General features: G+C 62.8%; 10 protein-coding genes. 2 read left to right on the top strand and 8 right to left on the bottom strand.

The window, feature by feature from the left end:
- Positions 1 to 94 precede the first annotated feature (94 nt).
- A complete protein-coding gene (locus BM416_RS14440) occupies positions 95 to 541 on the bottom strand; it encodes a DUF4879 domain-containing protein (RefSeq protein ID WP_092488568.1) in 447 nt (148 codons plus the stop codon).
- Between the two features lie 188 nt (positions 542 to 729).
- Here BM416_RS14440 and BM416_RS14435 point away from each other — a divergent pair, with 188 nt between their 5' ends.
- Both BM416_RS14435 and trmA read left to right on the top strand, forming a co-directional pair.
- Positions 730 to 2,025 carry an NCS2 family permease gene (locus tag BM416_RS14435; RefSeq protein ID WP_053137959.1) on the top strand — a complete coding sequence of 432 codons (1,296 nt, stop codon included), beginning with the start codon at positions 730 to 732 and terminating at the stop codon, positions 2,023 to 2,025.
- The gene (gene trmA / locus BM416_RS14430; RefSeq protein WP_092488497.1) at positions 2,022 to 3,101 is read left to right on the top strand and encodes a tRNA (uridine(54)-C5)-methyltransferase TrmA; all 1,080 of its coding nucleotides are present in this window, start codon (positions 2,022 to 2,024) and stop codon (positions 3,099 to 3,101) included. The genes BM416_RS14435 and trmA overlap by 4 nt, the downstream gene beginning before the upstream one ends.
- On the opposite strand, the gene BM416_RS14425 is transcribed toward trmA, so the two are convergent.
- The 7 genes from BM416_RS14425 to BM416_RS14395 form a co-directional block, all read right to left on the bottom strand.
- Positions 3,084 to 3,551, bottom strand: a complete 468-nt coding sequence (locus tag BM416_RS14425) for a DUF2442 domain-containing protein (RefSeq protein WP_092488496.1) — start codon at positions 3,549 to 3,551, stop codon at positions 3,084 to 3,086. The two genes, trmA and BM416_RS14425, sit on opposite strands and share 18 nt — an antisense overlap.
- A gap of 224 nt (positions 3,552 to 3,775) precedes the next feature.
- Positions 3,776 to 5,104: a TolC family outer membrane protein gene (locus tag BM416_RS14420; RefSeq protein ID WP_092488495.1), complete on the bottom strand. Its 1,329-nt coding sequence runs from the start codon at positions 5,102 to 5,104 to the stop codon at positions 3,776 to 3,778.
- On the bottom strand, positions 5,101 to 6,426 hold the full coding sequence (locus BM416_RS14415; RefSeq protein WP_092488494.1) for an HlyD family type I secretion periplasmic adaptor subunit: 1,326 nt from the start codon (positions 6,424 to 6,426) through the stop codon (positions 5,101 to 5,103). The genes BM416_RS14420 and BM416_RS14415 overlap by 4 nt, the downstream gene beginning before the upstream one ends.
- Complete coding sequence (locus BM416_RS14410) at positions 6,423 to 8,159, bottom strand: type I secretion system permease/ATPase (protein WP_092488493.1); 1,737 nt, start codon at positions 8,157 to 8,159, stop codon at positions 6,423 to 6,425. Before BM416_RS14410 ends, BM416_RS14415 begins: the two co-directional genes overlap by 4 nt.
- Before the next feature lie 174 nt (positions 8,160 to 8,333).
- The gene (locus BM416_RS14405) at positions 8,334 to 8,954 is read right to left on the bottom strand and encodes a heme acquisition protein HasA (protein ID WP_065924157.1); all 621 of its coding nucleotides are present in this window, start codon (positions 8,952 to 8,954) and stop codon (positions 8,334 to 8,336) included.
- A 103-nt stretch (positions 8,955 to 9,057) separates the two neighbouring features.
- Positions 9,058 to 11,808 (bottom strand): TonB-dependent receptor, encoded by a 2,751-nt coding sequence (locus tag BM416_RS14400; RefSeq protein ID WP_092488492.1) that lies wholly within the window; start codon positions 11,806 to 11,808, stop codon positions 9,058 to 9,060.
- A gap of 150 nt (positions 11,809 to 11,958) precedes the next feature.
- Positions 11,959 to 12,957, bottom strand: coding sequence for a FecR family protein (locus BM416_RS14395; protein WP_092488491.1), 999 nt, complete (start codon positions 12,955 to 12,957; stop codon positions 11,959 to 11,961).
- Between the last annotated feature and the right edge of the window lie 62 nt (positions 12,958 to 13,019).

Here is a 13,019-nt window from a genome sequence, read left to right as displayed (position 1 = left end):
ACACCTCACGGGTTGGTGTACGTCCGCGGCGTTCAGGAAAGTCGCCGTCTCAGGGGTACGACTTCCCGGGGTATTGAGCGTTCAAGATGATTGATCAGCGGATATTGAGCAGGGTCTTCAAGGTATTCCGCGGGCCGTTGATCGACGAGTTGCTGTATTCGAACCAGCCTTGGGCCTGGACATTCAGGTCAAATACATAGATGTAGCCCATCAGCGTGCCTGCCCCGCTGCAGGCCTCGCTGATGCTGCCGACCTGGCACACAGGCGTACGTTGCCCGTTCAGTTCGGCACCATTGAAGCGCCCCATCGGGTTGTTACCCAGGCCGACTTCCATCACCGACACTTGGGTGGGCCCACGGTGCGTGCACATCTGGGTGCTTTGCGCGCGTTCCGGGATGGTTTCCGTGCAGTGCGCCGATTCGACCTTGAACACGCGCACCTCGCTCAAGGGCGGTGCAGTCGCGCCCCACACCGGTGCCGCGCCCAACCACAGGCCGAGACAGGGGATCAGGACTAGACTCCACGCGTTGGCTTTTTTCATGCTGTCGATGACCCGCTGCTGAACGTCGCCGCAGTATGCCTCAAGGCCATGCGCCACACAGCCTCGGCTGCTGGTATGATGCGCCGCTTTTTCCGATCCTCTCTGGAACCACAGGCGCTTGGCGCAGTTTGTGCTTTGACTTAGAGGTCAACAAATAACGACGCAACATAGCGTCACAGGGAGCAGGCATGCTGGAAAAGCTGTTTCAACTCAAGGCACACAACACCAACGTGCGCACCGAGATCCTCGCGGGCATCACGACATTCCTGGCCATGGCCTACATCCTGTTCGTGAACCCGAGCATCCTCGGCGAGACCGGCATGGACAAGGGCGCGGTATTTGTCGCGACCTGCCTGGCGGCGGCCATCGGTTCGACCGTGATGGGCCTGATCGCCAACTACCCGATCGCGCTGGCACCGGGCATGGGCCTCAACGCCTTCTTTACCTACACCGTGGTGTTGCACATGGGTCACACCTGGCAGGTTGCGCTGGGTGCGGTATTCATTTCGGCGGTGCTGTTCTTCCTGCTGTCGATCTTCCGTATCCGTGAGTGGATCATCAACAGCATTCCCCTGCCCCTGCGTTCGGCGATTGCCGCCGGTATCGGCCTGTTCCTGGCGCTGATCGCCCTGCACAACGCCGGGATCGTGGTCGGCAACCCCAACACCCTGGTTGGCATGGGCGACCTGACCAAGCCGGCGCCTATCCTGGCCATCCTCGGCTTCATGCTGATCGTTGCGCTGGAAGCCCTGGCCGTACGCGGCGCGGTGCTGATCGGCATCCTGGCGGTGACCATCGTCTCCATTCTGCTGGGCGTCACCGCGTTTGGTGGCGTGATGTCGATGCCGCCGTCCCTGGCCCCGACTTTCCTGCAGCTGGATATCAAGGGCGCGCTGGACATCGGCCTGGTCAGCGTGATCTTCGCCTTCCTGTTCGTCGACCTGTTCGACAACTCCGGCACCCTGATCGGCGTGGCCAAGCGCGCCGGGCTGATGGGCAAGGACGGCCACATGCCGAAAATGGGCCGTGCGCTGATCGCCGACAGTACCGCCGCCATGGCCGGTTCGCTGCTGGGTACGTCGACCACCACCAGCTACATCGAATCCGCTGCGGGCGTGAGCGCCGGTGGCCGTACCGGCTTGACCGCCATCGTGGTGGCGATCCTGTTCCTGCTGGCACTGTTCTTCTCGCCGCTGGCCGCCAGCGTACCGGCCTTTGCTACCGCGCCGGCGCTGCTGTTCGTCGCCGTATTGATGACCTCAGGCCTGGCCGAAATCGACTGGGATGACATTACCGTTGCAGCGCCGGTGGTGATCACCGCCCTGGCGATGCCCTTCACTTACTCCATCGCCAACGGCATTGCCTTCGGTTTCATCGCCTGGACCGCCATCAAGCTGCTTTCGGGCCGCTACCGTGAGCTCAACCCGGCACTGGTGATTCTGTCGATTCTGTTTGTGATCAAGCTGGGCTGGTTCAACGCATGACTTTTGACGCCGCACGCTACACCGCTCAACTGCAAGACAAGGTCACGCGCTTGCGTGACCTGCTGGCACCGTTCGACGCACCCGAGCCGCAGGTCTTCGAGTCGCCGCTGCAGAACTTCCGCCTGCGGGCGGAGTTCCGCCTGTGGCGCGAAGGCGGTGAACGCCACTACGCGATGTTTTCCCAGGACGACAAGCGCACGCCGATCCTGATCGAAGCGTTCCCCATCGCCAGCCAGCGCATCAACCAGTTGATGCCCCAGCTCAAGACCGCCTGGCAAGCCAGCGCCGCCCTGAGCCACAAGCTGTTCCAGGTGGAGTTCCTCACCACCCTGGCCGGCGACGCGATGATCACCCTGTGTTATCACCGCCCGCTGGACGAGCACTGGCACACCGCGGCGAATAAGCTGGCGACTGATTTGAATGTGAGCATCATCGGCCGCTCCAAGGGCAAGCGCGATGTGATCGGCCACGACTACGTGGTGGAAAAACTCGACGTCGGCGGCCGCACCTTCAGCTATCGCCAACCCGAAGGCGCGTTCACCCAGCCCAACGGCACGGTGAACCAGAAGATGCTCAACTGGGCATACGAAGCCTTGGGCGATCGCCCGGATGACTTGCTGGAGCTGTATTGCGGCAACGGCAACTTCACCCTGCCCCTGGCCACCCGTGTGCGTAAAGTGCTGGCTACCGAGATCAGCAAGACCTCGGTGAATGCGGCCCTGAGCAACCTCGATGAAAACGCGGTGGGTAACGTCACCCTGGTGCGCCTCTCCGCCGAAGAACTCACCGAAGCGCTGAACGAAGTGCGCCCATTCCGCCGCCTGCACGGCATCGACCTGAAGAGCTATGAATTCGGTAGCGTATTCGTCGACCCGCCCCGCGCCGGCATGGACCCGGACACCTGCGAACTGACCCGGCGCTTCGACAACATCCTGTACATCTCCTGCAACCCGGAGACGCTGGCGGCGAACATTGCGCAACTGCATGACACCCACCGCATTACCCGGTGTGCGATGTTTGACCAGTTCCCGTGGACGCACCATATGGAATCCGGGGTGTTATTGACCCGGCGGTAATTCAGCGTCCTCAGGTTCCTTCTTGCGTGGCCGGCCGCCCTTCTTGCCATTGGCGCGGGCGGCGGCGGATTTGGCGGCGCTGCTCTTGCGACCGTTGCGTGACGCTACCAGGCTGGTGGCCAGGTCCATCAGCGGCTGGCTTGTGGCGATCAGGCCCGTGATCGAAACATCCAGATCCCGGGCCTCACAGCACAGCGCCTTGCCACCGAAACCGACTTCCAGCTGTTGGAAATCCTGCAAGGAAAACCCTTCGAACTCCGGCAGGCCTGCCACCGGCAGCATGACGCGACTACCGTCGCTGAAACCGATGGAAATGCAGTCGTCTACATAACGCACATTGCTCGCGTTGGCGTACGGGCGTTTTAGCCTGCGGCCACGGGCTATTGCCTTGTCGATGTCGGCGTCAGTGAGAGGTACATAAGGTATGACTTTGGCTTTTACGATTTTCATAAATTAATCCCCACGCCATCTTGAGGCGGGCAATGCTCGTCCCTGATAAACACCGAGATGACATACCCCTTGTAAGCACCTACTTTCATCGCAACCCATCCCTTAGGTTATTTTCCGCCAGGTAACAATTTCCCTCTGCCACCCGACAACCGGCTCCCTATTCCCGAAGCTGTTTCACAGATTAGTAACCACAAAAAACCCGGCGAATGCCGGGTTGTAACCACTCATGCCGAAGGCTGGAAGTACCCCGCCAACGCCCGCAAGTCCTGCTCACTCAGCAACCCCGCGTAATACTTCAACTGAATCCTGGCCAGCAGATACGCATGTCGCGCATTGGCCAGGTCGCGGCGGACGGTGAAGAGTTGTTGTTCGGCGTCGAGTACGTCGAGGTTGACCCGCTCACCGCCGCTGACGCTCTTTCTGGTCGCAGTGACCAGTGCGGTGGCTGAGCTGACGGCCATCTCGTAGGCACGCACTTTCGCCGCACCACTGGTGTTGAGGTTGAACTGCTTGCGCAGCTCCACCAGCGTCGCCGAGGTGTGTGCGTCCAGCTCGTATTGGGCCTGGGACAGTTGATTGGCCGCCTGGCGCGTAGAGGCCGACACCGAGCCGCCGGCAAACAACGGCAGGCTGACCTGGATGCCGACGCTGTTGGTGTCGTACTTCTGGTTGTAGCTGCTTTCCGAATCGGAGCTGGTCTGGCGGCTGCTGGCGTACAGGCTGACCTTGGGCATGTGCCCGGCGCGTTTGCGCTCCACTTCGTAGGACGCCACGTCCAGCGCGTGGTGCTGGGACTTGAGTTCGGGGTTGTTGGCCATGGCCAGTTCGCGCCAGGTTTCGAAGCGGTTGGGCTCCAGGGGCGGGATGTCGAATGGGCGGGCCAGGGGTGCCAGCGCTTCGATCTGCAACGGTTGGCCGACAATCGCTTCCAGCTCGCGCAAGGCGCTGTCCTGGGCGTCCAGCGACTCGATTTCCTCCGCCTGGGCCAAGCTCAAGCGCGCCTGGGTTTCGAGTACATCGGTGCGCGTGCCTTCGCCACCTTTGAGCAGGCGATCATTGAGTTGCAGGCGTTCGGCATACGCACGTTTCTGCGCACGGTTCAACTCGATGCGTTCCTGCGCCAGCAGCGCCTGGCTGTAGGCACTGAGCACGCGCACGGCCAACTCCTGACTCTTACTGCGAAAACGCTCATCGGCCATAAGCGCCTGGGCGGTGCCTTGGCGAAAGCGCGCGTAGGCTTCGTAGTCCAGCAACGGTTGCTGCAAAGTCAGGGTCGAGGCATAGCTGCGGTAATCACGGTCGCTGGTGACATCGCCGACGGCGGTGCTTTGGGTAACTTCGGATTCGTTGCGCGAGTTGTTATAGCTCCAGGACAGGTTCGGCAATAACGCCGCTCGGCCGATCACGCGGTTTTCTTCACCGGCCTCGCGTTCCTGGATGGCGGCCTGGAAGGTCGGGTCATTGCGCAGGGCGAGGTCGTAGGCGTCGAGCAAACCCAAGGCATGTGCCGCCGGTGTAACGCTCAGGCACAGGGTCAAAAACAGCGCCTTCATTCTTCCACCAGGGCCATGTGGGTACGGTCCAGCAAGGGTTTGAACAGGTAGTTGAGCATCGAACGCTCACCGGTCTTGATGAAGGTTTCCACCGGCATGCCCGGACGAATCCGCACGCCGTCCAGTTGTTGCATGCCCGCCGCACTGACCTGGGCGCGCACGGTGTAATAAGGCTCGTCGGTGCGCTCATCGACCTGGCGGTCGGCGGAGACCAGCGTCACCTCACCGGCCACCCGTGGGGTGGTAGCCTGGTTGAAGGCCGAGAACAGCAACTCCACCGGTAGGCCCGGATGCACCTTGTCGATCATTTGCACCGGCACCCGCGCTTCCACCCACAACGCTTCGCCCTGGGGCACGATGTCCATCAGGGCCTGGCCGGGCTTGATCACGCCGCCTTCGGTGTACACCTCCAACCCGACCACCACCCCCGAGGCCGGCGCCCGCACCAGGCTGTTGGCCAGTTCGAACTCGGCCGACGCCAGCCGGTTGCGCAGGTCATCGCTGCGAGTGCGGGTCTCGGCCAACTGGCCGCGCAGGTCTTTCTGGAACTCTTCGCCGAGCTGGCGGATGCGCAGGCGCAGCTCCAAAACCTGGCGCTGCAACTGGCCGATGCGCCCGTAGTCTTCGGCAATCGCGCCGTCGACCTGGGCATACAGGCGCTCGCTGTCGAGCAGGCGATTGCGCGGGATATAGCCATCGCGCGCCAACTCGCGCAGCCCTTGCAGTTGCTCATTCAATGCCGCGCGTTGCTGCAGCTTGCTCGCCTGGGAATCCCGCGTGCCGCGCAACTGCGCCTCGGCGCCGGCGATGGTTTCGCGCAGGCCTTGCTGCTCGGTGGCCAGCGCCTGGGCGCGGCTGGTGAACAGTTGCCGTTGCAGGTTCAGGGTGTTGGCCGCCTCCGGCTCGTTGAGCAATTCAGGACCGAATGTGATGGCGGGCAGACCTTCGCTTTCCGCACTCAAGCGCGCCTCACTGGCCAGGGACGCCAGGTACTGGCTGCGCAACGACTGCATCTGCCCGCGCAAGGGCGTCTCCTTCAAGCGCAACAGCACCTGGCCGGCGTTGACCACATCACCGTCACGCACTTCGATACGCTCGACGATGCCACCGGCAGGATGCTGCACGGTCTTGCGATGGCCAGAGACCATGACCTTGCCCGACACCGCCACGCCCTTGTCCAGCGGAGCCAACGCGGCCCAGCCGATAAATCCGGCAAAGCCGCCGAGCACCAATAACCAGCCCAGGCGCGAATATTTTTTGTCATCCAGCGTCAACACCGTGTGAGGGCGGTCGCTGACCAGCACCGGCTTACTCATGCTCATGCCTGTTTTCCTTCACCGAGGCGGTAGCTCATGCTCAGGGTCGACACCGGTTTGGAGGCTGCCGGTTTCTGCCGCGCCTCCAGCACCCGTGCAGTCGGACCAAAGGCCTGCAACTGGCCGTCCTTGAGGATCAGCAACTGGTCGGTCAGGCTCAGTACATTGGCTTTGTGGGTAATCAGGATCACCGTGCGGCGCTGCTGCTTAAGCTGGGTGATGGCCTGGAGCAGCGCCTGCTCGCCCACTTCGTCAAGGTTGGCGTTGGGCTCATCCAGCACGATCAACGCCGGCAGGCCGTACAGCGCACGGGCCAGGGCCACGCGTTGCTTTTGCCCGCCGGACAACCCCGCACCGCCCTCCCCCAACTGCGTGTCGTAGCCTTGGGGCAGTTGCAGGATCAGGTCATGTACGCCGGCCATTTGCGCGGCAGCGAGGACATTGTCGGTATCCAGCTCGGCAAACCGCGCGATGTTGTCGGCGATGCTGCCGGCGAACAGTTGAATGTCCTGGGGCAGGTAGCCGATGTGCGGGCCGAGTTGCTGTTTGTCCCATTGGGCCAGGTCGGCGCCGTCCAGCCGCACCTTGCCGGCCAGCGGCGCCCAGGCGCCCACCAGCACCCGCGCCAGGGTGGATTTGCCGCAGCCTGACGGGCCGATCACGCCGAGCACATCCCCCGCGGGCAGGTTGAACCCCAGGTTCACCAGTGCCGGACGACGGCTGCCAGGGGCGCAGGCGCTGATTTGCTCGACGCTCAACTGGCCCTTGGGCACCGGCAGGTTCATGCGCGGCGGTCGCGCCGGGTTGGCCGCCAGCAGCTGCGACAAGCGCTCGTAGGCCAGGCGCGCCGAGCCCCATTGTTTCCAGACGCCGATCAGTTGGTCGATGGGGCTCAGCACCCGGCCCATCAGGATCGAGCCGGCAATCATCATCCCTGGCGTGATATCGCCCTGCACCGCCAGCAACGCGCCCAGGCCGAGTACCAGCGATTGCAAGGCCAGGCGCACGCCCTTGGACCAGGCGGTGACGGCGGCGGTCTTTTCACTGGCCAGGTTTTGCTCGGCGAGGAACGCCTGGTGCTGGTTGAACCAACGCCCGCGCAAGGTGGCGAGCATGCCCATGGCCTCGATGCTGTCGGCATTGCGCAGGTTGGCCGTGGCCTGCTGGCTGGCGCGGATGGACAGTTGGCTGGCCTCGGCCATCGGCGCCTGGCTGACATGGTGGTTGATCCACGCCAACGCGATCAGTATCGCCGCGCCGCCCAGCGCCAGCAGGCCAAGCCAGGGGTGGAACAGGAAGATCACCAGCAGGTACACCGGAAACCACGGCGCATCGAAAAACGCGAACAGCGCCTGGCCGGTGGCGAACTGGCGCAAGGTGGTCAGGTCATGCAACGCCTGGCCTGCCGCCTGGGTGCCGCCCTTGAGTTGCGCTTCGAACGCGGCGTCGTAGACCCGCTGGTTCAGACGCATGTCCATCTGCGTGCCGAGGCGGATCACCACCTGACTGCGCACCCACTCCAGCGCGCCCATCAGGCCGAACAGGCCGAGGATCATCAGCGTCAGCATCAACAGGGTCATCTGATTACCCGAGGCCAGCACGCGGTCGTACACCTGCAGCATGTACAGCGCCGGGGCCAGCATCAGCAGGTTGATCACCGCCGAGAACAGGCCGATGTTGAAGAAGCCACCTTTATAGGCCGTGAGGGCGGCCAGGGTTTCATTGCCGACGTGGCGCATCTGGGGATTCTCGTGGGGTTGAACGTGCAGCGTCGCCGCGTTGACAGCCGATACGACGCTGCGCAGAATTCGGCACCGCCGTCGCCGGAAGAGTTAGAAGGCTTGGGCGACGGCGGTGTAATACGGCGAATGGGAGAGCGATCTTCCATTCGCTTTTTTCATGCGGCAGCAGGTTCAGGCAGCGAGTGCCCAGTCCTGTGCCACGTCCTGCACGCCCACCAGGGCAACGTCGGTGGACACTGCGCTGGCGTGTGCCGCCAGGCCCGCAGACACTTCGTCGAAGGTGCTGGCAGTGGACAGGCCAAAGTCGTCGAGCAGGTTGTTGAGCACGGTTTCCAGCGCGGCGGTGTTGCCCTGCATCAAACCGTAGATCACGCTCTGTACGTCGTTGCCAGCCCGGCCGGCGCCCTCGGCGGCGCTCAGGTCGAGGCCGTTGAACGCGACCTTGAAGTCGCTCAGGGAGAAGTCGCTGCCACTGCCGCCGCCCAGGCCTGTGCCCAGTTGCACGTTATCCAGGTCGCCCCACAGGTAGTGGTTCAGGTTGCTGCTGGCGGGCAACGACGGGTTGAACACATAGTGCAGGCCATTGCTGGTATCGCTGTCGGCGATGAACGCGTACTCGGAGTTGTTGGCGCCGTGGGTCGAATACTGGTCGCCGCTGAGGGTGCCGTTGCTGAAGCCGCCGGTGTTGCTGGTGCCGTGCCCTGCGGTGTTGAACCCCACTGCCCAGGAGCTCAGGTAGTCCGATACCGACAGAGAACCCAGGCCCGAATCGTAGCTAACAGAAATAGTCATCGCTAAACCTCGTTAAACAACGTTGTTGATGAGCACGCCGGTGCGGCGCGCCTTTTTGCCCACCCATGGGCAAAACCGTTGATCAGGTGCCTGCGCACGCTGATCAGAATTTGTATTCCAACATGCCGCTCAGGGTTCGCCCGCGCGCCAGGCTGAGGTTGTTGGCGTCGCCCATGGCGACGAAATAGGCTTCATCGGTGGCGTTTTCCAACGCCAGTGCAATGTTCAGTTGATCCGTCATCCAGTAACTGGCGTACAGGTCGTAGAGCGTGTACTTGGGCCACATCGCCTGATCCATCAGCTCGTAGCCCTGCTGATTGAGGTTTTCGCCGTTGCCCGAGCTGTAGCGCACACGCACACCCGTATCCAGGCGTTTTTCCAGGAAGCGCGTACCCAGGGTCAGCGAGCCGCGATCGGCCGGCATGTACGTGGCGTTCCCCATGATTCGCCCGCAGCTTTCCTTGTTGTTGGCGACATCGTCATCCAACACCTCATAGGTGGTGACCGGCCGTATGCCGATGCGCCCATCCGGCAGGGTGAAACGCTCCAGGCGAGTAGTCCTTGGGCCGGTGGTCTTGGCACCGCCCATGTAATAGTTCTTCGAGCAGAACTCATTGCTGCCGATCATGTGGGTGTAGCTGAGGTTGGCGTACGCGCGGCCCATGTCGTAATTGAGCTGGTATTCGACCCCGCGAAAACGTGTCGGGTTGGTGTTATTGACGTAAGCCATGGTCCCGAGGAATCCACCCACCTGGGTTTCCGGCAAGCTGACGCTGGTGTTGAGGAAAGAGAAGTTTTCGATCCGGGTATCGAAGTACGCCACTTTCATGCCGAGGCGATCGTCACTGAAAAACAAGCCTTCCTTGAAGACATTCATGCCCACTTCCCAATCCCGTGACTCTTCAGGCTTGAGGTAGGGGTTGGGAAATACGCGCTCTCCCGAACCGCCACCGTGGGGCCGGCCGGTCATGAAGGTTTCGGTCACCGCCGGTGGCCGCCAGCCCTTGCCCCACCGGGTATAGAGCTGCAGCCAGTCGACGCCCGGTTTCACCGCAAGACCGAAGGTGGGGGAAAACTGGCCTTCTTCACGGTCGACCTCCATCACTTCCGAGACACGCCTGGCGCCGACAAGGCTGTTGTAGAAGCGATCACGCCGGTACAGGGTCATGCCGGTTTCGCCTTCGAGCCGATAGCGGTCATAACGCAAGCCCGCATCCAGGGTCAGCCAGCCGCCATATTCGTACTGCGCGTTGTTGAACAGGCTGGCGATGGTGCGTTTGCCCCCTGGGGTGCTGCCCTCTGCGTAAGGCAACAAGCCCAGGTTGTTGGTGGCTTCAACTTTGTTGGTGCGGGGCTTGAACTCGTCCTGATACAGCTCCACCCCGTAGTTCCAGGTGACATGCCCCTGTTCGCCAAAATCGAACCGCGAGGTGTTGTCACCCTGCAGGCCCCAGGTGTCGGTCTGGAAGTGATCGGTGTAGGCGCCGACGTAGTTACCGGTACCTGGCGACGACAGGTTGGGGGCGTTGCTGCGATCCATCTGGGTGGTGACGTAATAGAGCTTGACCTTGAGATCGATCAGCGGGTTGTCCGGGCTGTAGCTGTAGTCCAGCGCGACGTTTTTCGCGTTGAGATTGTTTTTGCTGGTGCGTACGTAGTACGTGCTCTGAAGGTCGTTGGCGATATAGCCCCAGGCATCGTTACTGTCGGTGTCGGTTTCCAGGTAGCTCAACTGCACGCGCTGGTCGTTGGGCAGGTTCAGGCCGAACTTGACGATCTGCGAGCGGGTCACGCTGCCGGTGTCGCCGACTTCGCTGTTCAACCAGTCGTCGAAGGCCGCAGGGGCAGATGACCTGGCGCGCAGGTTGGTGCCCAGGTTGTCGTCGTTGTGCCGGCCGGCGCGGTAGTTACCGAAATGCCGCTCGCTGTAGCCCAGCACGACATCGCCGCGCTCATCACCAAAGGCGAACACGCCGCTGCCGTTGAAGTCGGTGCCGTTACCCAGTTCACCGATGCCGCTGCCGGCGCGAAGGCGGCCGCCGTAGTCCTTGCCGTCCGTGAGGAACTCACTGGCATCCAGGGTCTTGAACGAAGCAATGCCGCCCAGCACGGCCGCACCGCCCTGCCCCGACTGGCTGCCCTTGTCGATCTCGATGCTGGAGATGAACTCCGGGTCGATCAGCATGGTGCCGTTGCGCTGCTGGTGGCCGTTGACGTTGAAGTTCTGGCGCATGCCGTCGATGTTCATGTTCACCCGGCCATAGTCCTGCACACCGCGAATATTCACCGACAGACCAGGGTCGCGCTGGTTGACGGCGGTGTAGACGCCGGCGGTTTCTTCGAGCATGTCGGCGGCGTGACGGGGCGGACGTTTATCGATCATGTCGCGGCTGATCACCGCCACGGACTTCGGGGTCTGGTACACCCAGTCGCTGGCCTGGCCGTTGGTGTTGCCGGTGATGGTGGTGGTGCCCACGGTCATGGCGCCGTCGGGGTCGTCGCTGACACGGTTGAGGGTGACCTGGCGCTCACCGGTAAAGCGGTACTCCACCGGCGTGGCACCGAGCAAACGGCCAAGCCCTTCCTGCACGCTGAAGCTGCCTTTGAGCGCGGTGCTGCGCAAGCCTTGCAGGCGCGGGCTGTCGAACAGCACCTGCAGACCGGCCTGGTCGGCAAAGGCCAATACGGCACTGCCCAAGGATTGCGCCGGGACATCGAACACCCGCACCGCCGACTGGGCAGCGTCCACCTGAGGCTGCACCGCATACACGGGAGCGGCCGCGGCGAACAGCCCCAAGTGGATGGCCAGGGCTAACCGGCTACCGGTGATACGCCCCTTGGTGAGTGCTGACATTTCTGGTTTCCCTGCGCTGATCGTATGTTTGTTTATGCGAATGCTTCTCACCTAGCAAGACGTACGAGGCGCAGGAAGTCAGTAAGGTTTTTTAAAAAGTTTTTGCGCAGGGGGGTTTAAGCGGGTGAGAGCAGGCCTCCCACCGGGTCATCAATAGATCAGGCTGAGGCCTGCCAGGTCCAAGCGTTGCACTTGAAGTTCCTGGGTGAGCGTTCCGAGCGCGCTGTCGAGCATGTCGAGACGGAAGACGCCGCTGACTTCGCGCTCGCCCAAATCGGAATGGGTCAACACCACCCGCCCCGGACGGTAGCGATTGAGCTGCTCAATGACCTTGGCCAGGGGCTGGCGATCAAAGATCAGCACGCCGCGTCGCCAACTGGTGGCACGGTCTACATCGAATTGATCCAGGGGCACCACACCCTCCTGGGCGTTGTAGCGCGCAGCCTGGCCCTCCTGGAGCACCCGATCGCTGGGGCCTTTTTTCGGCGAGGCGTGCAAAGACACTTCGACGCTGTGCTGCAACACGCCCACCCAAGCACGGCGGTCGGCCTCGCGCTCCACCACAAACCGCGTGCCCAACGCCCGCGTCTGCCCGCCGGCGCTCTGCACCACGAACGGACGGGTCTCCTGACCCACCATCGGCGCCACATCAAAAATCGCCGAGCCCTGGATCAGGCTGATACGCCGCTGCACGCCGTCGTAATCCAGGCGGATGGCACTGGCGGAATCCAGCTCCACCGTGCTGCCATCGGCCAAGTGTACGGTGCGCACCTCGCCCTTTTGGGTGACATAGTCGGCCTGCATGCGCAGCCAGGCGTCCGGCCCGCGCAGCCAGCCGACGCCGGCCACCACCACGACCAGCGCGACCGCCGCCGCACGTTGCCAAGGCCTGCGCCGCAGGGAGCGACGCACGGGCAGCGCTGCAGTCGCGGGGCGCTGGCGGTGAACGCTCTCGTCCTTATGCACCTCGCCCAACGCCGCCCAGGTCTGTTCGGCAAAGCGCAGCGCCGCTTCGTGGCGGCTGTCGCAGGCGATCCACTGGCGCAGCTCGGCCTGCTCCTGGTCGGTCAGGGCACCGGCGTGCAGGCGCACCGCCCACTCGGCGGCCTCCTCGGTAATGCTGTGCTGTTGCGGACCCTGGCTATTCACGTGTGAATCTCGAATTTTTCGTTATATGACGCTGTGACGTCTGAGCTGAGGTTTTCCCGTAA

The organism is Pseudomonas sp. NFACC42-2, assembly GCF_900116055.1.
Taxonomy (GTDB): Bacteria; Pseudomonadota; Gammaproteobacteria; order Pseudomonadales; family Pseudomonadaceae; genus Aquipseudomonas; species Aquipseudomonas marginalis.
Note: the sequence above shows the minus strand (reverse complement) of the source record. Positions and strands in the feature narration are given on the sequence as shown.